The sequence below is a fragment of the Bacillus sp. MC1252 genome, assembly GCF_056838025.1.
The window spans coordinates 2,845,062-2,866,725 of sequence record NZ_CM166369.1; the positions used below are offsets into that span (position 1 = coordinate 2,845,062).

Consider the following 21,664-nt stretch of genomic DNA (forward strand, 5'->3'; position numbering starts at 1 on the left):
ACACTATTTTACGTAGTGAATCGGCATGACATCAAGCAATCTGCATAAAGAAAAGCCTGCCCCTTTTAAAAGAGACAGGCTATTTCTTTTCAGCTTTTACATTCACCTTTGGAATCAGGATGATCATCACGATGATACCAGCGGCAATCAAGAACCCAAAGATGATAGGAAGCAGCGCCGATGTCTGCTTCTCATGATCATCGACAGAAGGTGCTGATACAGCCGAATCGCTAAAAGAGATGTTCATCTCTTTCATCATACGAGCTGGTGTTTTAGGCGGATTCTCTTTCAGGTCACTGAATAGCTGTGGCGAAAGATGCCCACCCGACGTTTTAGGCGGTTCAGCAAAATGAATATCTGTTTTGACTTTTTTCGTTGTTTTGCTTTGTTCGTATTTGGTTTGATCCCGCAATATACTCGAGTTAATATTGAGTTCCTTTTCCTGATATTCATTCGGCTTGACATTTGTATCCGTATCTTCACCAGCAGCGAAAGCAGCAGGGATGAGGAGAAAAAGGGATATGACACTAAGTGCCATCCCTTTCACGAACAGATTAAGCCTCATGTGTCACATCACGTTCCTCTGTCTTATCTTTCCATAGCTTTGTCACAAGTGGTATGGCCATTAAGAGGACAGTTACAATCACTAACCCTGCGATGCCCATTCCAAAATTGTCCCCATTCCCGTATTGGATCGACATATACACGTCTGTCACCGGATTTGTAAAGTGGAAATTCGGCATCACCAAATCAATTAACGGTGCGACAAAGAAGAAAATAAGCGCCGTTGCTGCCATCCATCCGGCAATAGATCCGAAAAGGAAAGCCGTGCGAATAAAGGCTGAACAAGTCACCAACAGCAAAATCGTGAAAATCGACCATTGAATCGCTTGATCATCTGCGAGTTTGTAGATATTAAGTCCAAACAAGCTGATCATGAGTCCAACTAAAAGGTTCAAAATGCCAAACAGTGCACCTTTGACCAGCATCGGAGCCGCCGCATAATACGAGCTGAAAAAGCCAATCAATAAACTGCTGATCATCACAATGACCAAAATGACCACTGGCGGTACAGTCTGCGTTTTTTCTTCCGGCACATCCCCGCTAATTTTCAGCGGGTTGGCTAAGTGGTTATATACATAGTTGCTATTGCCTTGATCGCTTAATGTGTTTCCTAAAATACCATTTAAATCATGCTGAACCAGCTTCGTTGAATCTACATTCTTACTCCAGTTTTCATTCAGCGTATCCGCCTTTTCTTGAACCGTTGTCACACTTTCTTCAATGTTGTTCGTATAATCTGCCACCCCTTTTTGGCGGTCGGTTAACGAACTCATATTTTCAGAAAGACGAAGCACTTCCTGACCGATTGAATCCTGCGCACTGACGACAATTGAACTGCCTGCAAGGTCTGCCGTATACACTGCATCTCCTTGATCAGCCATTTGCTCAGCAACATTGTCCGCACTTTCAGAAATTGTGTTTAATTCCTGTTCCATGCTTGCCTGCTGCGTCGAAATATATTCTGCATAGCCATCTGAAAACTTCTGCATCTCATCAATAAAAGTAGACACATCATCGTTTGACGTCAGCATCTGTTTATTTAATGTGTCCCAGTTCTCTGTTTCTTCTTTTTTGATGGAAATGATGGACTGGATTTCATCTGGTTTGGTGTCGACTAAGGATGAGTTATTTGATGGTTGATAGACATTACCGAGCATCATCTCTAGCTGTGAGAGTTGATTGGAATACTCCATTAACTTTTTGGTGCTTGTTGTTTTTGTATTGAATTCTTTATCGAAAATTTCCTCAATAAAGGTGTTTCCAATCGGCGAGTTTCTACGTTTCAGCTCCTTCACCTTATTTAAGATAGAAGATTCCTGATTTTTGATTTCATTCGAGATTTCATTATATCGATCTTCTAACCATTGAATCTTCTTTTCAAGCTTCTCTACTTTTTTAGAGAGGCTCTCAAGCTCCTTACTCAACTGACTCACCTTGTCCTTCAGTTGGTCATTATGAGTAGTGGCTTTTTCTTGAATCTTCTTTTTTACTTCTTCCAAACGTAAGGAGAGTGCTTTTAATTCATCTTTTGATTGATTCGTACTGTCGTCATCTGGCTGAGTGGGATTATCCCCATCTGTTCCGTTATCTGGCTGAGCAGGATCATCACCATCTGTTGCGTTTTCTGCTTCTGTAGAAGGCGGCGTCTCCTGCTCTGCTAATTGATCAGCCAAATCGTTCATCTCTGTTGAAATTTGGGTAAGTTCAGTTATTTCCTCGTCCAAATTAATGCCAATCTCTTCTGGATTCTCATTATCTTGACCTGATGGCTCATCATCACCAGGATCAGCTGGTGGTGCAGGCGCATCCATTAGCTGATCCCTTTTTACCTCTAACTTAGCCAGCAAGGCTGTCATCTTATTTTTATAGTCTTCCAAGTATTGAGCTTCATACTTTTTAATCAGTTCTTCCTGAGACTCCTGAACAAGTTTAGTTAATCCCGTTGATTGCTTAGGAATTGCGTCTTCTCTCGATTTCTGAACAGATTGAATGGCGCTGTCAGTTGTTTTCAGCTGGCTTTGTACCCCATTCATGTCTGTTTTCAGTCCACCCATTTGATCACTAAAGCTGCGGGCATTTTGGTTTTGAATCTCAGCAAGCTGTTTGAGCCCTTGCTGGATTTGTTTTTTGCTTGTGGATTGCGCTTTGATCAAGAGATCCTTTTGTTTATCCTGATACTGCTGATATTGATCTACTACTTTTACGAAATCCTTTAGCTGGCTCTTCGCTTCTTCTGTTGTACTCAAACCGTCTTTATACTGTTTTTGTGAATCGGCCATCGCATTTTTTAATTCTTCTATTTGTTTCTTCTGCTGCTGAACGGCATCAGACAGTTTGTTCGAATTTGGCTTATAGAAGTTATACATCGTGTTTTGGAATTCGACTTCTTTGCCGACAATATGTTCAAACTCTTCTCTGACATTGCCAATTTCCTGTGACACAAAACTCCAGTATAAGGTCGACATCTGTTCATTCATTTTCTTTTGCGCATTTTCCAGCTCTCTCTGCACTTTTTCTTTATTGACTGCATTGAGCTGATCTTGAATCGAAAATTGAATGGATGCCTTTTCAGGATGGTCTTTATCATAGCTCAGCACATTTTTAGAGAAATCAGACGGAATATAGAGGACAGCGTCGTACTTCCTGTTTTTCAGTCCATTTTCCGCCGCACTCCGATTGACTACGGTCCATGTATAATCAGGACGCTCTGATAATGCTGCAACCACATCCTGTCCGAAACGAGCGGTGTTTTCACTTTCGTTCGCTCCCATATCCTCATTGACCACAGCAATATTACGTGTAGCATTCTTCTTCTGTTTTGCCGGATCATCCCCAATGAGATGGAAAAATAAAACCGGTAAAATAAGAATCAATATCATGGTGGATACGATTTTGATGGAGCTTTTTTGCTGCTCTGTCATTGAACACTCTTCCTTCCTACCGCACATAAAGGAACCTGGATTTTCTTCTCTTTTCCGTTTTCAACCAAATACCCGAAGCCTGGCTGAATGTCTGGTTCTTGTCTTGCATACGGAAGCGGTATGATGTTTTGCTCTGATTTTTTCATGAGTAACATGGCATGACGAACTTGTTTGATTTCGTTTGTCAGTGCATCATAGCCCTTACTGAATTCGGTATGATTTCCTGATGCAATAAGGCTAAAGCCTAGGTGTGCATATGACTTCATGAAATCAGCCAATTGATCTTGCAAGCGCGGATCGATCGTCTGCTGAAAACGTGTGATGCCATCGATCACAAGCACAACTTGAGGAAATGACAACTGATCGGTCTCTCCCCGGCGAACAGCTTCAACATATATCTCTTCCCTCACCTTGAATAAACGGTCCATTTCCTCTGCCCATTCGGTGATATCATCCTTTGTTTCAAGGTAATCGATGTTCTCTTCTTTTGCATAATGGGAAAGACCCCGATCAATTGAATCAAAGACGGCCAGCTTTTCAGGCTTTGCCTCTAAAAGCTGATCAAGCATCAGTTTTGTCACATTTGTTTTCCCGCGCTGCGTTTGACCGATAATGAGGCAGTGTTTATTCTTTTTCAAATCAAAGTAAACAGGTGCCACTGATTCTTCATCTAGTCCTACTGGAATGTCGTAAGGCTGTTTTTGCCCATCTAAATGACTCTCAAGCTCCCAAACTGTCAGCTTATCAGGCAGCATTGGAACAGGCTTTGGTTTTTCAGCCTCTTGAAAGCGCTCATGAAGAAGCTGAATCTCTTGTTTCAGATGCTCAAACAATTCGAGATCGTTCTCTCCTTCAACTGGCAGGAACATTTGTGCAAAGTAAAGCTCTTCCTTGTTGATAATGACTCGTCCCGGAATCGGCTCTAAGCTGAATTTCGGTCTGCCAATAATCGAATACGCCTCCCCTTGATCCATCAAGTAATGAACAATCTTTGTTTTCAGGTTGTTCATTAGTGATTGGCGCACTGCGTTTACACGAGTCGCTGTGATCAAGAAGTAAATGCCCAATGACTGTCCATCACGGCTCAGCTGGATAAATTCAGATTCGAGATCATGCATTTCGTCTTTGACAATGTCAAAATTGTCGATCACGATAAAAATGAACGGAAGCTTTTTCTCATTCAAAGCATTGTACATTTTGATATGACTCATTTCTTGCTGTCTGAATAACCGCTTGCGGTATTCAACCTCTTCACGCAGACGCTTCATCGACTTTTGAATTTTTCTCATTTGATCCATTAAGAAATAATCAGCCGTGTGCGGCAGTTTGGCGAGCGGAAGCAAGGTCCCGTTTCCGAAGTCATAAATATACGCATGCCATTCTTCAGGTGAATATCTCTCCGCAAAGCTCATAAGCAGTGTCGTGGCAGCAAGTGATTTGCCGTAGCCAGAGGAACCGAAGATTCCAATATTCCCGTCTTCCATCATTTGATAAGAGAGCGGATGCTGGCTTTGCTGATCTGGCTCATCAACAAGCGCAAAATGGAAGACATGCTCTTCACTCGACGCATAACGCGTTTTTGGAATGCGCTCTTCAAGCGGTGGAAGCCATGGACTCGGAAGCTTCTCAATCCCAAGCTCTTGCTGCATACGTTCAATTTCATCCACAACAGCAGAAATTTCCGTCACTGTCTCTTTTTTCACTGCCGGCTCTGTGCTTACCCCTGATAATGGGATGAGCCCAGTATCTGTCACAATGGCAATGTCATCTTCTGATCCGTAGCCATCTTCCATATATGGTGCACCGCTCCAAGCCGATTGGAACAACTCATAGATCTCATTGTTCCCAACTTGTAAATATCCCCGGCCTGTGACAGTAATCGACGCGGCATCACTATTTTTCAAAATTTCCTTACTGTCCGACGCATCTTGCACTTTTAGTGCGACCTTAAAGCGGGAGTTACTCCAAATTTGATCATCAATGACCCCGCCTGGCTTTTGTGTGGCCAAAATGAGATGGACACCAAGGCTTCGGCCAATACGTGCGGCACTCACAAGCTCCCTGATAAAATCCGGCTCTTCACTTTTTAATTCAGCAAACTCATCAGAGATTAAGAACAAATGAGGCATCGCCTGTTCAGCCTTTTTCTCCTTATAGAGCTTCGTATAATCATTGATGTGGTTCACATGATACTGATCAAACAACCGCTGTCTTTTCTTCAGTTCACTTTTAATCGACGCAAGCGCTCTTTCACTAAAGTTCTTGCTGCCTTCGATGTTTGTGATGGTGCCAAGTAAATGCGGAATATTTCGGAACGGCTGCGCCATGCCGCCCCCTTTGTAATCAATCAGCAGGAAGGCAACTTCATGCGGGTGAAAGTGTACAGCCAAGGATAATATATACGTCTGTAAAAATTCACTTTTCCCTGACCCCGTTGTTCCAGCCAACAGGCCGTGCGGGCCGTGTGCTTTTTCATGCAGGTTCAGGTCAACAATATCGTTTCTCCCTTTATAACCGATTGGCACAGATAATGACTTTGCTGTTTCAGATGTCAGCCATTTTTCACGAATGCCAATGTCGTCTACCTGTTTGGCATGAAACAAATCAAGGAATGAGACCGTTTCTGGGATCGAGTTGGTCATTCCGACTTGATGGTCTAACGTTCTCAGTGTTCTGGCAAACAGCTCATTGTCCGCACGCTGATGTGCATCAAGTCGAAATGGAATCCGTACTGCCTTTTTGTGCTGAATGAGAATATCTCCTTCTTCTTCGTTAATATAACGGACAAGCGTTGAGATATTTTCAGCTAAGCTTTCCTTTGTTTCTGCGGCAAAGATAATTGAGATGCCGAGGTCTGTCCGGCTGCCTTCTAAGTATTCTAAAATGACATGTTCCGCAATGAGTTCATGGTTTGTCACGATGAACACAAAGTGAGGCGTAAAGATTTTTTTCTCTTTTTCTTCTTCTAAATCACGCTCACGTAAAATTTCATAAATAGAGGACAAAAGCTGATCGCGGGTTTGTTCGTTGTAAATAAACCCTTTACCGTATGTATGAGGCAGCTGGAAATGCGGCAGCCATTTCATCCATTCCCAATTCTCATACTCCTGCTCATTAAAGATAAAGACAAATCTCAAATCGTGATAGCTGTGCGAGAAAGCAAGCTGGCCGACAAGCTGGTGAAGCTCATTTTTCACAATCGCAGGCTTTCCAATTAAGCCTGTTGGGCCGTCAGCAAGACCGAATGTAATCGGTACATCCTTCACCTCACGATAGACTTTTTGCATGTGCTGCGTTTGTTCCATTAAGTCATCAATGTCACGATTGGCCATATCGCCGCCGCTCGTCGATAATTCATAGCTTGACGGAACTGCACCTGTCCCAAGACGCAGCTGCAAAAAGTCATCACTGATAAGCGTCTTTTCCCAAATCCGCCCACTGATTTCTGACGTCAAGTATTTCATTTGTTCAAATGATGGATAATGATACGTCAAGATAAATTGCTGACGGTCATACAGCTCTTGCAGCTCTTTCCGTTTATTTTCTAAGTAAAGTGAGTATACCCGCTGCCGTTTCTCTTCTCGTCTTTTGCGCTGTGACTTCTCTTTAAAGTATTGAACGGACGATGTAATTAACGTCATAATAAACATCGCCATCGACACAACAATAAAAATCCCGCGCGGCTGGATGAGTGCGACTATTCCCATGACAATAAGCATCACAAGCGGAGGGAGGACAACAAGCCAAAGCCCTCTGCTGCTATTTTCACTCTCCTGCGAAGGAAAGCTAAATGAAACCCGATCATCAGGCAGATCATAAATTAAACGTGGTGTTCGTCTGTATAAAGGGTATTTTTGTTTTGTTTCTGTGCTTGGTGGTCTTGTTTTCTCTAAACGTGTTTGAAATGGTTCGTATGCTGTCACTTGCAATAAATCATCATCTTTAAGTGTAACCGTCAGAAAGTTCCAGAACAGCTCATCACCGGCATGAATCTTTTCTGGTCCGTGGATTTGCTTTCCGTTCACATAAATCGTCTCATTCTGAGGTATGACATACCAAGTTCCTTCGATTTTTTCTAAAGTGAACTGCTTGGCATCTTGAAACATAGCATGAGCTTGTTCTTTCCACACATCGATCTCATCTTTCTCCTCATTTGAAAAAGACACCTCGACTCTATTTCCTAGGTAATAAATGTGTTGATCATGATGTGCATCCAGTAAAATGAGTGTGAGTGATCCAATTTCACACGGCTCATGTGGAAGTAATTTGCCTTTCTTCTTCTCTCCCTGGTAAATTGAAAAACCATCATTCGATTCATTAGGTGATAAACGAATCGCTCCTTCATCAAATGAAAGTGAAGAGATTGTCACGGTATGCTCTATTTCAGGTCCAATCACAGCTTCTCGATTGAACTGCTCATCTAAACGGACGGTTTGATAATCCTCCTCATAAAAAACCCAAAGAAGACTCAAACGCTCCACCTCCTCATGGGACAGCACCAACTGTCAGTTGTATCGAAAGAATTATTTTTTCTCATCTTTTTTTGTCTGAGAGGGATTCTTTTTTGAATCAGATTCTTTCTCTTTTTTCTCCTGATCGGCTTTTGACTGCTCTTTTTGATCAGCTGTTTCATCTGTTTGGCTCGCGCCTGAGGAGTCATTGGTGCTTGTCTCCGTTGTTTCTTTTTCTTCATATTTCGCCATTTCCTTAATGATTGGATCTAACTGTTTTTGTTTTTCTTCAGCAGAAAGATTATCATCATTTTGGATTTCATTGCGATAGGCGACGAGTGCAGTGAAAATGTATCGATCGTCCCCAAGTACCCGTGCAATATCTAGCGCTTCCTTGCTATTGCCTTGTCCAATGTGAATCCAGAAAAGGAAGTATTGCGGATCTGTCTGCAATGTGTACGTATCCGTGATTTCTTTTTTGTGCTGATCAAGTAACAGGCTGCCTTGGTTCGTTTGCACATACGAAATGGCCAGTTCATATTGAAGAGAGACTGGCATTTGATTAGCTGGATATTTTTCTAACGTATCCACCACTTGGCTGTACTGTTTGTTGAGATAATATTTGTTTGCCTCGACATACGCTTCTTGTTTCGGCATCGCGAAAAAGAAGGTGTAAATGGTATACACCAATGCCGGAATCAAAAGGACAAGGAGACCCAGTCCAATGTATCGTTCGATCTTCCATTTCTTTTTAGGAATGGTTAATAGCGTTTTTTCTTTCGTTTCGAGCGCTTCGATCTTTTGCTGAATAAGGGCGGACAATTCTTCCAGCGACTGCGTTTCACTGATTTCCTTTGCCAGCTCAGATAATTTCAACGTATCATGATAAGCCAAATATTCCTGAAACTGATACTCATGGTCAACCACTCGAAGAATGACAGCTTTGACCTCTTTTAACAGACGATGCTCATCGATTTCATACGGCGGGATGCTTTCTTTGACCCCGTAATGCAAAAATGCAGGAGCTAAGCCTTGATGAAAAACAATGTTTTCAGGAGAAACAATAGGATGCAGCCGCTTCACGTCGTGTTTGCAAACTGCATCGACAAGCTGGTATGAAAAAATCCATTTGCTTTTTTCATCCTTGGCATGGATGAAACGAAATTCCTGATAGGCAGGAGGCGGTTCAATTGAGATCACGACCTCACCTTCAGTTAATTGAATCTCTTTTTTAAATGAAGGATTGATGTCTTTGATCGGTGCCGCTTCTAAACCGTCTAAGAGTTTAATCGTCTCTCTTTGAAAAATGAAGGTGTAGGTGCCTTCCTCTTTTTTCATGACTGCTTCTAATTGTTCTTCTAAATAGGAACTCTTTTTATCTGCCATTTACAAAAGTCCTTTCATAGTATTTCCAGCCTGTCCCCTGTAGTGATCCCACAGTCTGACAGCTTATATTCGCCTGAAAACACAGCTTTCTTATTGACTACACGCACCCATCCGCCTTCTCGCTTAGGAAGTGAGATTTGTTTTGCCTGCCAGGCGATATGGATGACTTGCTTAATATGTAAATAATTTGATAGTCTCAAATCAAACACACTGCCATCATAATTTTTTAAGTCGATGGTAATATCGATATACACAAATTTCCACCTCACAAAATAGAAAGAGCGCCGGCATCAATTGACAGACTCGGCGCTTTTTCTGCTTTTCACACTTAGAAAGGAAATCACTTTGATTAGCCGCGGATTTGGCTTGCGATGTCTTGGTCAGTGCTTTCAAGTGTATTTGCAGTTTGATCAAGCTGATTGCTGACATCTGTTAATAGATCAGACATTTTGATGAATGAAGGCTTTAGCTGTTCATATTGATCAGCAAATGCTTCACTAGAAGCACCTTCCCACATTCCTTTTAGATCAGAGATCATTCTATTGAGACGATCAACTTGGTTTAGCACTTCTTGACTTTCAACACCATATTGCTTAGCGGTCGCTCTTAGTTCTTCTGGGGTTACGCGAATAATTCCTGACATATTCCTCATTACCTCCCGTGCATAGCCGCCATATAATGGGCTAATCCACTTATTTTTTGACGTTATTATTATAAAAACAGAAATGATACACAGTCAAACAAATCTGTTTTTATTTTACAAAATGAGTCTATAGAATTACTGTTTTTTCGCTCTTTATCTAGTATTTAACATTTTTTTGGTCATATATTCTTAATAAGTGTACACGCACTCGGATGAATCTTTTCACCTATTGATTTTTTACTACGTTATTATTGTACTATTTCTTTTTGGTATCCATTTATGACCAAACCACTCAGATCTATCGCTTTCTGTTTTTTTAAGTTTATGGCATTTTTTTATTGATTTACGTACCTCATTCTCTTCATAATGTAAGTACGTGAAATATTCGAAAAAGCAGGGGTTTTTATGACAAAAAAGACAGATCCATTTAAGTATAGTCTTGATCGTTTAGAGGATGTGGCAGACCAAATTAGTGATGTGCTCAATTGCCCTATTACTATAGAAGATACTCATCATCGATTATTGGCATATAGCACACACAATGATTTCACTGATCCCGCCAGAACTTCAACCATTATCTCCCGCCGTGTACCGGAAAAAGTCATTAATCGGCTTTGGAAGGACGGCATCATTCCTACACTACTTAAAACAGATGAACCGCTTCGTGTACCTCAAATTGCAGAAGTAGGTTTATCTAGCAGGGTCGCCATTTCAATATGGAAGGACAAAGAGGTGCTCGGATTTATCTGGGCCATTGAATCCACGCAGCCTTTTTCAGAAGAAGAAATGGACCTTCTCAAAATGGCAGCCCATGCCGTTAAAAACAAATTACTCAATTTACAAATTCGAAAAACGAAAACAGTAGAACGCAATCAGGAGCTTTTTTGGAAGATGCTCACAGGTCATATTCATGAGAAGGATGAGATGCTTGACCTATTTTTGAGACTTGGCATGAGATGTCCAGACACGTATGCCATTATCATCTTTCGCCTCCGTGATGAACTCACAGAGGCGACGGAAAAAAAGCTGTCCTATCTGCTTGAAACAACGCAGCAAGTGCAGGTACTATTAACGACTGTTGATTTTCACGAATTCATTATTCTTGTCTCACCAAAAACAGAGCACCCGCTTCAAGATATTAAACAATTCACAAGCGGCATGCTGCAGCAGCTGTCTGACCGTTATCATATCCATCACGTTCAGGCGGCCATTGGCGGAATTTACGATCATATCTCTCAAATTCAGCCGTCCTATAAAGAAGCACTGGCTGTATTGAAAACAAAAGAACGCTTTCCTGTTGAAACGGAACGTTTAAACAGTTTTTCTGAACTCGGCATTTATCAATATTTAGATGTGCTGGCTGAAAAGCGAAAGGGCTCGTCTTATTCCAGTTACTCTTTATCGAAGCTGGAGGATTACGACCTAAGGCATCATTCCAACCTAGTCGAAACCCTTGAACGGTTTATTGATTGTGACAGCAATGCCAATATCGCCGCAAAGCAATTAAACATTCATATCAACACATTGAATTACAGACTAAAGCGGATTACAGACATTGCAGAAATTGATTTAAAAAACATGAATGAGAAAATGACCATTTATCTTGATATGAAGCTAAAAAACGTCCGTTTGTGAAATTTCACAAAGAGGCGTTTTTTTATTTTTTATTTCAACCGAAGAATTTTCTAAACTTTCAGGATACACTAGACATACAATATCAATAGATAAGCATAGGAGGAATAAACATGATCATCGGCATTCCGAAAGAAATTAAGAACAATGAAAACCGAGTGGCATTAACACCAGGAGCAGCTTCTCAATTGCTTTCAGCTGGACACCAGATTTTAATTGAAACAAACGCTGGTTCTGGAAGCGGATTCACTGATGACGATTATGTATCTGTTGGTGCAGAGATCCTTGATCAGGCGAAAGATGTATGGGCATCTTCTGATATGATCATGAAGGTAAAAGAACCATTATTTGAGGAATATCTATATTTCAGAGAAGGACTCATCTTATTTACGTACCTGCATCTTGCCGCAGAGCCCTCCTTGGCTGAAGCATTGAAACAAAAAGGCGTCACAGCCATTGCTTATGAAACGGTAACGGACGGAAAATCACTTCCCCTGTTAACCCCTATGTCTGAAGTGGCAGGCAGAATGGCCGCTCAAATCGGTGCACAATTTTTAGAAAAACCAAAAGGCGGGAAAGGCATTTTGCTCGCAGGCGTGCCAGGGGTATCTAGAGGGAAGGTCACCATTATAGGCGGCGGTGTTGTTGGAACAAATGCAGCGAAAATGGCCGTCGGACTTGGCGCAGATGTAACACTCATTGATTTAAACGCGGAGCGATTACGTCAGCTGGACGATCAGTTTGGTCATCAAATGAAAACGTTAATGTCTAACCCTGTCAACATTGCAGATTCAGTCAGTGAGGCAGACCTGCTCATTTGTGCCGTTCTAATACCAGGTGCCAAAGCACCGACCCTTGTGACAGAAGAAATGGTGAAACAAATGAAGCCTGGTTCCGTCATTGTCGATGTAGCCATTGACCAAGGCGGGATTGTGGAAACAGTTGATCATATCACAACACATGATCAGCCTACTTATGAAAAACACGGCATTTTACATTATGCTGTCGCCAATATGCCAGGCGCGGTACCGCGGACATCGACTGTTGCTTTAACCAATGTCACCGTTCCATACGCGCTGCAAATTGCAAATAAAGGCGCTGCAAAAGCCATCAAAGAAAACAATGCCATCGCAGAAGGCGTCAATGTGATGAACGGACATATCACATATGAAGCCGTTGCTCGTGATCTTGGCTATGATTATGTGCCTGTCAGTAAAGCCATTGATACATCTTCTATGACCGAAGCTTAATATCCAGCCCGCCCTTTTCAGGAGCGGGTTTTATTGTTAACCTAAAATAAAAACAGGTTGACAAAAAATCCTCTTCCCCTTAATCTATTTGTACAGATAAGACAGGGGGAAACATCATGCAAAAGAAGACAAGAACGGCTGACTTTGTGCTAGTCGGAATGTTTGCTGCACTGATGGCCATAGGAGCCAACATCACATCGATCGTACCATTTTTACAGGTCGGCGGGATTCCACTCACCATGCAGCCGTTTTTTTGTGTGCTTGCTGGTCTTTTGCTAGGCAGACGACTTGGCGCATTAGCCATGATTGTCTATGCCTTAGTTGGGATTGCTGGCGCACCTGTATTCGCACAGTTCTCCGCGGGCCTTGGTGTCATTTTAGGCAAAAGCGGCGGTTTTGTGTTATCGTACATTCCTGCTGCCTGGCTTGCCGGCTTCATTCTTGAAAAGAGACAACACCCTGGCTTTGGCCGCTTTTTGATTGCAGCCATTGCTGGAACGACCGTGATGTATGTGATCGGGACAACTTATACGTACATCGCGTTAAATGTTTGGCTGAATGCACCAATTTCTTATCAAACCACATGGTTCTTCATGATCTGGTTTATGGTCAAAGACTACGCTTTGACTATTGTCCTTGCGATGCTGGCTCCTAAAATTTATCGCTCTGTTTCAAAAGCTACATCCTTTCGAAAAGAACAAACAGCCTCATAAAGATCAAAAAAGGTTCCTCTCCATGGAGGAACCTTCATATTGTTGACAAAGGGCTAAAATGATCTTCATTTTAGCCCTTTGTCTTCTGTTCAGCGTGATAGAAAACCTTTGCAGTCTAGGAAGGACGAGTACCGGAGCGGAGCGAATTTGACATTCGTGAGCACCGGCACGCAGGACTGACACAGAATGCGAGGGTTTGTCTACACGCTGAAAGGTTCCTCTCCATGGAGGAACCTTTTCATGTTATAGGATAATTGCCGCAAACCATCCGAATAGGACAAGCGGAATATTATAAAAGACGAATGTTGGGACACAAGTACCCCAAATATGGTGATGCTGTCCATCCATATTCAGCCCAGATGTCGGTCCAAGCGTACTGTCACTTGCAGGTGAACCTGCATCCCCAACAGCCGCAGCTGAACCAATGATTGCAATGGTTGCCATTGGACTAAATCCTAAGTGTAAACAAAGTGGAACAAAGATGGTCGTAATAATCGGGATCGTTGCAAATGATGACCCGATGCCCATTGTCACAAGCATTCCAACCAGTAGCATTAAAATCGCCGCTACACTTTGACTGTTTCCGATGAACTGAGAAGAAGCTTTAACTAGTTCTTCAATATCTCCTGTTTTCGTTAATACGTTGGCAAATCCTGCCGCTACAAGCATCACAAAACCGATAAATGCCATCATATTCATTCCAGAAGTAATAAGCGCATCTGCTTCATCACGTTTCATCATTCCTGTGACAAACAGAACAAGAAGTCCTGCCAGTGCACCAAAAATCATTCCTTCGACTCCAAGGCTTTGAGATAAATAGAGCTGGACGATGAGTGAGACAAGGATCGCAAGCCCAGCAAAGAACAAGCTTTTTTTCGTGTAAGCTGATTTTTCTACATCCGTAATATCACGATTCTCATATGCTTTTGGCTTACGATACACAAAAAGTGAAACGATCAACCCAAGAACCATGCCCCCTACAGGAATCAGCATCGCATACGGAATGTCTGCTAAGTTCACTGTCAAACCTGCTTCCTTCATGTTGTCACGAAGCATCCCATGGAAAATCTGTCCAAAACCGACTGGAAGTAAAATATATGGTGCAGTGAGTCCGAAGGTCATAACACATGCTAGCAGTCTGCGGTCAATCTGAAGCTCGTTAAACACCTTTAATAATGGCGGGATTAAGACCGGAATAAAGGCAATGTGAACAGGAACGACGTTTTGTGAAAAACAGGATACGATCAAAATGACAAGAATGATGAGCACTTTTGATAATGTTTTTCTTCTTGAGTCGCCTTCTTTTCCTAGAAGTTTCACTGCTCCTTCGACCATGGCATCTGGAAGACCCGTTTTCGTCAGCGCCGCTGCAAAGGCTCCTAAAAGCGCATAACTAATCGCCACTGTCGCATTTCCACCGAGCCCGTCAGTAAAGGCTTCAACCGTTCCTCCAAGACCTAATCCGCCTACAAGGCCACCCGCTAAAGCGCCAAGTGCCAGCGCAATAACCACATTGACTCGCAGCAAGCTTAATATCAACATTAAAATAACCGCTATAACAACTGCATTCATGGTGAAACCTCCGAAATCCTTTAGTTTACTAATGTAGTAGATAATTAAAGTACCAACGTATGTTACCATAGAAAAAAAACTTCGTCAAATGGCGTATGTCCTACATAAAAAAAGCCCCGCCATCTGGCAGAGCCCTATCCTTTATTTCTTTGCTTCGAATCGTTCCACAAATGTCGCCAATGATCTCACCATCACGCCTGTTGCCCCTGTTGGCCCAAAGCATGAAGGTTTTTCTGTTGTCGCTGTACCTGCAATATCTAAGTGAACCCAAGGGGTTTCCTCAGCGAATTCACCAATGAAAGCACCTGCCATGATCGCATGACCATCTCGACCTGGAGAGTTATTGAGATCAGCCATTTTGCTGTTTCGCACTCGTTTTTTATCTTTTTCAGTGATCGGCAGCTGCCAAATCATTTCACCGCATTCTTCTGATGCTTCTTTAAACTGGGCATACAGTTCATCGTTATTGGTCATGACACCTGTTGTCTCATTTCCAAGCGCCACAACGACCCCGCCTGTTAATGTTGCAATGTCTACAAGAACAGAGGCACCATGCTGCTTCGCATACGTTACCCCATCTGCTAAGACGAGGCGGCCTTCTGCATCGGTGTTGAGTACTTCGATTGTTTTACCGCTCAGTGACACAATCACATCATCCGGCTTCATTGCGTCTGCCGAGATCATATTATCTGTTGAGGCAATGACAGCAATCACATTTTGCTCTGGGCGAAGCTCACCGATGATTTCCATCGCGCCTAAAACAGAGGCTGAGCCGCCCATATCCGTTTTCATGCCCACCATACCTGCTCTTGGCTTTAATGAATATCCACCTGTATCATACGTGATGCCTTTACCGACAAGACCGATGACATCTGTCCATTCTTCCTTGCCTTGGTATTTCAACACAATGAGCTTTGGTGGTTCTGTTGAGCCTCTATTGACGGCTAAAATACCGCCCATCCCAAGCTCTTCCATTTGTTCTTTATCTAAAATTTCAATCTCAAATTCGTATTTATACGCAAGCTCTGCCGCATAGGAAGCAAGATCAGAGGATGTCAGCATGTTCGGCGGCATATTCACAAGAGTGCGGGCCGAATTCACTGACTGTCCGTAGACTTCGCCTACTTTCAGACTTGCCTGAATTTCAGCTGTGTCATGATCCGTCGTTGCATAGACAAACTCGATAAAGCGATCAGGTTCATTCGTTTTATGTTTAAAATCTTGTAATTCATATGTAGCTAAGAGGCAGCTTTCAGAAAGGGCATGGGCTGCATCATGCACAGGCAGATCCTTTCCTACGAACGTATCAAGCAAGACCGAAACCGCTTGCTTTTTATCTTGATGAAGCTTTTTAAATAAATGCGCAAAGACTTCTTTTGCCTCTTCAAACGTGTAATCTGATTCCTTCCCAAGCCCGACAAGATAAATGCGTTTGATGCCTGTTTCAGGGGACGGGAAAAACTTCGAAAGCTGATTTCTTTTGGATGAAATATCGCCTTCTTTTAATAATTCAGTGATTCTTCCTTCAAGTAATTCATCTATTTCTTTTGCTTTTCCTGATAATCGGCTCTTTTGAAAAAGTCCGATGGCCAGTGTATCTTTATGTTTCAATTCACTTGTCGAGAAAAACATATTTATCACACGCTCCTTCAATGAACTCCATTTTTCACATTGGAACTTTTATTATATCAAAATTTGCGTGCCTATACGATCATTGCCAGCCTGCCTTCTCTTGAATGAGCAATTATATTTTGACACGCGGAAGGGCATCATGAAAAAGTGACGGTGCTCGATAGCAGTCTGTCCATGTTCTCCTCGTTCCACATCTACTTTCTTTAATGTTATAATGAACATGGACTTGGCAACATTTATTACTGCTATTATTTTTTTCATCTTACTAGGGGTAAACAGACAATCATTTCGCACGATATTTTTTCTTACAGAGAGGATGTTTCTTGTTCATGAGCGTACTGACGAATTTTCCGCTGCTTGCCAGCCTTGCAGCCATCTTTTTTGCACAATTTGTAAAAGTACCCATTCAATTTATCATTTCTAGACGCCTAGATTGGTCGCTCATTACAAGCACAGGCGGAATGCCAAGTTCACACTCCGCAGCAGTAACAGCACTCTCAACAGCAGTTGCTTTAGAGCACGGGCTAGGAACATCTATTTTTGCCATTTCCGCCATCTTTGCTATTATTACGATGTTTGATGCGACGGGTGTTCGCAGACAGGCAGGAGAACAGGCGACTGTTCTCAACAAACTGGTGACAGATTTCAACCATTTTGTTGCCGAAGCAAAGAATTTCCCAAGTGCGGAAGAAAAAGAGAAGCAAAAGAAATTGAAAGAGCTTCTTGGGCATAAGCCGATTGAAGTCTTCTTCGGCGGCTTAACAGGGATCTTGCTGACACTCATCTTAGATTATTACTTCATGTAGAAGCGAAAAAGCTTTGGACCTCAAATGGCCCAAAGCTTTTTTATTCTTTATTGGCTTGAAACTGCTGCCGGAAAACTTGCATCGATTCCGCTTCATTCAGCTGATTTAAGTCTTTTTCTGTTAAAGTCCCTTCGCCCTTTTTGATAATATAGACATCCAGCACTTTTTTACCCCATTCTCTATACACATCATCAACGGTTTCATAGTATAAATCAAGCTTATGACCTTTAATGGCTTTACCTGTATCTGCTACCACACCGTAGCCATAGTTTGGGATAAACAGCACGGTTCCAATTGGAAAGACAGATGGGTCCGCTGCCACTGTTGAATATAAATCACGTTTCACTTTGACGCCTGAATATGTAATGCCATATGCATGATGTTCCTTCGTTTTACCTGTTGATTCCACACCTGCTGTATAGCCTGTGGCAACGACCTTTTGCTTTGGATAGTCATTCCAATTAAACGCTTCTTCGAGAGAAGCAGCTCGCAAGTCATCGCTTTTGACCGCCATCGTTTGCCTTTTTTGATGTTGAAAAAAAGAAGATACTTGCGTGCCTACATCGGTCTCTTTCACCCATGCAGCTAGATCACTTGGTTCTACACCAGATATGCCCGTGAAGCTCGTCATCAATGCAAGCATAAAAAGGACTGTCATGAACAATCGTTTCATCCATGTTTTCATCTCTATTTGTCACTCCTCTACCCATCTATTTGTTTCCAAACAAAATGGAAACTATGCAAAGGAAAAACAAAAAAACCCACTTGCGTGTAAACAAGTGAGTTAAAACATTTGATACCCTCTTTTTCGAAGTGCATTGATGACAAAACCTGATGTAATGGCACCAATTAAGCCGCTTAATAAAATGATGATATCTGCCGCAGCGAGTGAGACGATGCGGTCTCCTATCCCTGAAAAGGCGATGCCAGGCTCTCTTACATATGTCACCATCTTTTGATTATTGATAATGAAAAGGCATACAATTGGATATAAAATTGCCATAATCCATGACATTCTTAGCAGCATATTCAGCAAAAAGCCAATGCCGAAAAATAACACGAAAAATAAAATAACTGAAATGATAACAACTGGTAAACTGATCACTTCATCTCCACCCCCAAATATCCCATCATTAGTTTAACTTGGAAATAGAGATGAAGTCAATCAATGGAAAAGGCAGATAGATTAATGCTTCTTTCCTGTCCCTTTACATTCCTCACATGTTTCAGAGCCGCCGAGCAGTAGCTGAAAATATCCTTTTCCTGAACAATATTGACAGGCTGACGTCTTTTCTTTTGTTTGTGCCTTCATATGGCTCACCCCTTAGTCTAAATTTTCTGATAATTTATCATAACACATTTTTCTGTCCAGTACCAAGTGAGAAAATATTCCGTATTTCATAAAAAAACGTGTATCACGAGGATACACGTTTTCGTCTATTACGATTTAGAAGAACTTGAACTTTCCTTTTTTCAGAACAAGTCCTGGTCCGCCAACCATGAATAAAGAACGGTTGTCGATGATTTTCTTCATTGCAGAAGCTTTTGTCCCTTGAAGTTTTTTACCAAATGCAACACCTACAGCGTCGTGTTCACCAAGAGAAGCAACTGTTCCTTTGATGTCTGGCTTAAAGCTATCAAGTGTTCCACCTTTTACTAGTGCTGCAAGGTTTTTCGCTACTGTCTCACCTTGCTGCATTGCAATTTGTGCTGTTGGTGGGTATGGGCGGTTGATTTCTTCATTGATGATCAATGAGCAGTCACCAATGATGAATACATCTTCATTCTCTGGTACACGAAGATCTGGAGAAACTTTTACGCGGCCGCGCATGTTTTCAAATCCAGCTTCTTCAACGATAGGGTTACCGCGTACACCTGCAGCCCAAACAACGGTTTCAGCTTTGATTTCTTCCGTATCATCGTCTTTTCCAACAATGATGCCTTCAGGCGTACATTCTTTGATCGCTGTACCGATTTTGAACTCAACACCTTTACCTTGAAGGTAGTTCATCGCATAGTCGATCAATTCAGGATCGAATCCTGGCAGAGCTGTTGGCGCAGCTTCTACACAGATAATACGTACGTCTTTTTGATCAATATCATATTCTTTGCACAGCTCTGGCACACGGTTTCCAAGCTCACCAAGGAACTCAATACCTGTGAAGCCCGCACCGCCGACAACGATTGTCAGACGCTCTGGACGCTTTTCAGCTTCAGTGTTATACGTCGCAAATTGAAGCTCAATGTGCTCACGAAGCTGACGAGCAGAGTTGATGTTAGAGATGGAGAATGCATATTCTTTCAGTCCTGCGATGCCAAATGTTTCAGGAACAGCACCAAGCGCGACAACAAGGTAGTCGTAAGAAAGTTCGCCATCTGATGTCACAACTTTCTTTGCTTCCTTATCAATGCTTTCAACTGTTGCTTGTACAAAGTTGACACGGGAACTGTTAATCACATCTTTGATTTGATAACGACAGCGGTCATGATGAAGTGTACCTGCACTTGCTTCATGTAGCCATGTCGTTTCGTAATGATAATTATGCTTGTTCACAAGAGTAATGTCCGCATCATTTGTGCCAAGCTGTTTTGTTAATCTTGTTACAGTCATTAATCCGCCATAACCTGCACCTAATACAACGATTTTCGGTTTATTCACTGGAATCACATCCACCTTTTTTAAATTTGCTGTAAAACGGATAAAGAATTACATATCGTTATTCTCAACCGCTTTCCGGCATTTTATGAAATTTAAACAAAAAAATATGTATGTGAAAATCTGAACTTTCACCTACAAAAAACGAAAGCATTTGACCGTATCCGACAAAAATTCATAAAAAATTAATATTTAGTTCCCTTAACAATAATAGCGAGTTCTGCTCCTTTTTTCAAGGCTTTAAACTGAAAATCCTTATGATAAACGGTCTTTCTCACTTTTTCCTCTTTTTCAAAGCACCGGCATCAAAAAACGACAAGTTTTTCAAAACAAGTCAGACGACGATATGTGGTATGATATGATATAGTGATAACAATTTTCATTTGGGAGGATTAAAGGAATGCAAGAAGATTCTAAGGTATATGACATTACCGTTATCGGGGGCGGCCCAGTTGGGTTGTTTACTGCATTTTACGGAGGCATGAGACAGGCAAGTGTGAAAATCATTGAAAGCCTTCCTCAGCTCGGCGGTCAACTATCCGCTCTTTACCCTGAAAAATACATTTATGATGTGGCAGGTTTTCCAAAAATCCGCGCACAAGAATTAGTTGATAACTTAAAGGAACAAATGGATAAATTTGAACAAACCATTTGCTTAGAACAAGCTGTTGAAACGGTTGAAAAGCAGGCAGATGGTATTTTTAAACTTGTCACAAATCAAGAGGTTCATTATTCTAAAACGATCATCATTACAGCTGGCAACGGTGCATTCCAACCGAGAAAGCTTGAACTTGATGCAGCAGAATCATTTGAAGGCAGCAACCTGCATTACTTCATTAATGACTTGAACCAATTTGCCGGCAGACGTGTCGCTGTTCTTGGCGGTGGAGACTCTGCGGTGGACTGGGCACTGATGCTTGAGCCAATTGCAAAAGAAGTATCCATTATTCACCGCCGCGATAAATTCCGCGCGCATGAGCACAGTGTAGAAAACCTGCACAACTCGAAAGTCAATGTGCTGACACCATTTGTGCCTACTGAGCTCATTGGTGAAGACCGCATTGAACAAATTGTGCTTGAAGAAGTCAAAGGCGACAAAAAACAAGTACTTGATGTGGACGATGTGATCGTCAACTTCGGTTTTGTTTCCTCCCTTGGACCAATCAAACAATGGGGCCTTGAAATCGAAAAGAACTCCATCGTCGTCAAATCCACAATGGAAACAAACATCGAAGGCTTCTATGCAGCAGGAGACATCTGTACGTATGAAGGAAAAGTCAAATTGATTGCCAGCGGATTTGGTGAAGCACCAACTGCTGTAAACAACGCAAAAGCATACATGGACCCAAAAGCCCGTGTACAGCCTCTTCACTCCACAAGCTTATTTGAAAACAAATAAGGACGGATTAAAAAAAGGAGTTCCACCAGCGGAACTCCT

At 42.0% G+C, this 21,664-nt stretch carries 17 protein-coding genes; 5 read left to right on the plus strand and 12 right to left on the minus strand.

Annotation, left to right across the window (positions count from 1 at the left end; all coding sequences use genetic code 11):
- Positions 1-79: 79 nt before the first annotated feature.
- The 6 genes from essA to ACYH0L_RS14780 all read right to left on the minus strand — a co-directional run bounded on the left by essA (position 80) and on the right by ACYH0L_RS14780 (position 9,965).
- Positions 80-565: a type VII secretion protein EssA gene (gene essA / locus ACYH0L_RS14755; protein WP_099727071.1), complete on the minus strand. Its 486-nt coding sequence runs from the start codon at positions 563-565 to the stop codon at positions 80-82.
- Positions 555-3,485, minus strand: coding sequence for a type VII secretion protein EsaA (esaA, locus tag ACYH0L_RS14760; protein ID WP_482354132.1), 2,931 nt, complete (start codon positions 3,483-3,485; stop codon positions 555-557). Before esaA ends, essA begins: the two co-directional genes overlap by 11 nt.
- Positions 3,482-7,957 (minus strand): type VII secretion protein EssC, encoded by a 4,476-nt coding sequence (essC, locus tag ACYH0L_RS14765; protein ID WP_256498990.1) that lies wholly within the window; start codon positions 7,955-7,957, stop codon positions 3,482-3,484. The genes esaA and essC overlap by 4 nt, the downstream gene beginning before the upstream one ends.
- Positions 7,958-8,008: 51 nt before the next feature.
- Positions 8,009-9,322: a type VII secretion protein EssB gene (gene essB, locus ACYH0L_RS14770; RefSeq protein ID WP_256498991.1), complete on the minus strand. Its 1,314-nt coding sequence runs from the start codon at positions 9,320-9,322 to the stop codon at positions 8,009-8,011.
- Between the two features lie 14 nt (positions 9,323-9,336).
- On the minus strand, positions 9,337-9,576 hold the full coding sequence (yukD, locus tag ACYH0L_RS14775) for an ESX secretion system protein YukD (RefSeq protein WP_003213579.1): 240 nt from the start codon (positions 9,574-9,576) through the stop codon (positions 9,337-9,339).
- A gap of 95 nt (positions 9,577-9,671) precedes the next feature.
- Complete coding sequence (locus tag ACYH0L_RS14780; protein WP_003213769.1) at positions 9,672-9,965, minus strand: WXG100 family type VII secretion target; 294 nt, start codon at positions 9,963-9,965, stop codon at positions 9,672-9,674.
- A 405-nt stretch (positions 9,966-10,370) separates the two neighbouring features.
- Between ACYH0L_RS14780 and ACYH0L_RS14785 the strand changes: the two genes are divergently transcribed.
- From ACYH0L_RS14785 to ACYH0L_RS14795, 3 genes are all read left to right on the plus strand, one after another.
- A complete protein-coding gene (locus ACYH0L_RS14785) occupies positions 10,371-11,600 on the plus strand; it encodes a PucR family transcriptional regulator (protein WP_230030797.1) in 1,230 nt (409 codons plus the stop codon).
- 110 nt (positions 11,601-11,710) lie between these two features.
- On the plus strand, positions 11,711-12,847 hold the full coding sequence (ald, locus tag ACYH0L_RS14790) for an alanine dehydrogenase (RefSeq protein ID WP_256498992.1): 1,137 nt from the start codon (positions 11,711-11,713) through the stop codon (positions 12,845-12,847).
- Between the two features lie 116 nt (positions 12,848-12,963).
- Complete coding sequence (locus ACYH0L_RS14795) at positions 12,964-13,560, plus strand: biotin transporter BioY (protein ID WP_099727065.1); 597 nt, start codon at positions 12,964-12,966, stop codon at positions 13,558-13,560.
- A gap of 243 nt (positions 13,561-13,803) precedes the next feature.
- Here ACYH0L_RS14795 and ACYH0L_RS14800 read toward each other — a convergent pair whose 3' ends face one another.
- Entirely contained in the window at positions 13,804-15,132 is a 1,329-nt protein-coding gene (locus ACYH0L_RS14800; protein ID WP_099727064.1) for a Na+/H+ antiporter family protein, read from the minus strand.
- Positions 15,133-15,273: 141 nt separating this feature from the next.
- Positions 15,274-16,764, minus strand: a complete 1,491-nt coding sequence (locus ACYH0L_RS14805) for a leucyl aminopeptidase (protein WP_256499685.1) — start codon at positions 16,762-16,764, stop codon at positions 15,274-15,276.
- 329 nt (positions 16,765-17,093) lie between these two features.
- Here ACYH0L_RS14805 and ACYH0L_RS14810 point away from each other — a divergent pair, with 329 nt between their 5' ends.
- A complete protein-coding gene (locus ACYH0L_RS14810) occupies positions 17,094-17,570 on the plus strand; it encodes a divergent PAP2 family protein (RefSeq protein ID WP_099681780.1) in 477 nt (158 codons plus the stop codon).
- A gap of 40 nt (positions 17,571-17,610) precedes the next feature.
- On the opposite strand, the gene ACYH0L_RS14815 is transcribed toward ACYH0L_RS14810, so the two are convergent.
- The 4 genes from ACYH0L_RS14815 to ACYH0L_RS14830 form a co-directional block, all read right to left on the minus strand.
- Complete coding sequence (locus ACYH0L_RS14815) at positions 17,611-18,255, minus strand: 3D domain-containing protein (RefSeq protein ID WP_099727062.1); 645 nt, start codon at positions 18,253-18,255, stop codon at positions 17,611-17,613.
- A gap of 99 nt (positions 18,256-18,354) precedes the next feature.
- Positions 18,355-18,675 carry a YuiB family protein gene (locus ACYH0L_RS14820; protein WP_099727061.1) on the minus strand — a complete coding sequence of 107 codons (321 nt, stop codon included), beginning with the start codon at positions 18,673-18,675 and terminating at the stop codon, positions 18,355-18,357.
- Positions 18,676-18,756: 81 nt separating this feature from the next.
- On the minus strand, positions 18,757-18,882 hold the full coding sequence (locus ACYH0L_RS14825; protein WP_180275503.1) for a YuiA family protein: 126 nt from the start codon (positions 18,880-18,882) through the stop codon (positions 18,757-18,759).
- A gap of 135 nt (positions 18,883-19,017) precedes the next feature.
- On the minus strand, positions 19,018-20,235 hold the full coding sequence (locus tag ACYH0L_RS14830) for an NAD(P)/FAD-dependent oxidoreductase (RefSeq protein ID WP_180275505.1): 1,218 nt from the start codon (positions 20,233-20,235) through the stop codon (positions 19,018-19,020).
- A 391-nt stretch (positions 20,236-20,626) separates the two neighbouring features.
- Here ACYH0L_RS14830 and yumC point away from each other — a divergent pair, with 391 nt between their 5' ends.
- The gene (yumC, locus tag ACYH0L_RS14835) at positions 20,627-21,625 is read left to right on the plus strand and encodes a ferredoxin--NADP reductase 2 (RefSeq protein ID WP_099727059.1); all 999 of its coding nucleotides are present in this window, start codon (positions 20,627-20,629) and stop codon (positions 21,623-21,625) included.
- Positions 21,626-21,664: the final 39 nt, after the last annotated feature.

Coding starts and splice junctions, on each gene's coding strand:
- ald (WP_256498992.1), top strand. CDS start 11,711: ATGATCATCGGCATTCCGAAAGAAATTAAGAACAATGAAAACCGAGTG.
- ACYH0L_RS14800 (WP_099727064.1), bottom strand. CDS start 15,132: ATGAATGCAGTTGTTATAGCGGTTATTTTAATGTTGATATTAAGCTTG.
- ACYH0L_RS14785 (WP_230030797.1), top strand. CDS start 10,371: ATGACAAAAAAGACAGATCCATTTAAGTATAGTCTTGATCGTTTAGAG.
- ACYH0L_RS14815 (WP_099727062.1), bottom strand. CDS start 18,255: ATGAAAACATGGATGAAACGATTGTTCATGACAGTCCTTTTTATGCTT.
- ACYH0L_RS14795 (WP_099727065.1), top strand. CDS start 12,964: ATGCAAAAGAAGACAAGAACGGCTGACTTTGTGCTAGTCGGAATGTTT.
- essB (WP_256498991.1), bottom strand. CDS start 9,322: ATGGCAGATAAAAAGAGTTCCTATTTAGAAGAACAATTAGAAGCAGTC.
- ACYH0L_RS14810 (WP_099681780.1), top strand. CDS start 17,094: ATGAGCGTACTGACGAATTTTCCGCTGCTTGCCAGCCTTGCAGCCATC.
- ACYH0L_RS14805 (WP_256499685.1), bottom strand. CDS start 16,764: ATGTTTTTCTCGACAAGTGAATTGAAACATAAAGATACACTGGCCATC.
- ACYH0L_RS14780 (WP_003213769.1), bottom strand. CDS start 9,965: ATGTCAGGAATTATTCGCGTAACCCCAGAAGAACTAAGAGCGACCGCT.
- essA (WP_099727071.1), bottom strand. CDS start 565: ATGAGGCTTAATCTGTTCGTGAAAGGGATGGCACTTAGTGTCATATCC.
- yumC (WP_099727059.1), top strand. CDS start 20,627: ATGCAAGAAGATTCTAAGGTATATGACATTACCGTTATCGGGGGCGGC.
- esaA (WP_482354132.1), bottom strand. CDS start 3,485: ATGACAGAGCAGCAAAAAAGCTCCATCAAAATCGTATCCACCATGATA.
- ACYH0L_RS14825 (WP_180275503.1), bottom strand. CDS start 18,882: ATGAAGGCACAAACAAAAGAAAAGACGTCAGCCTGTCAATATTGTTCA.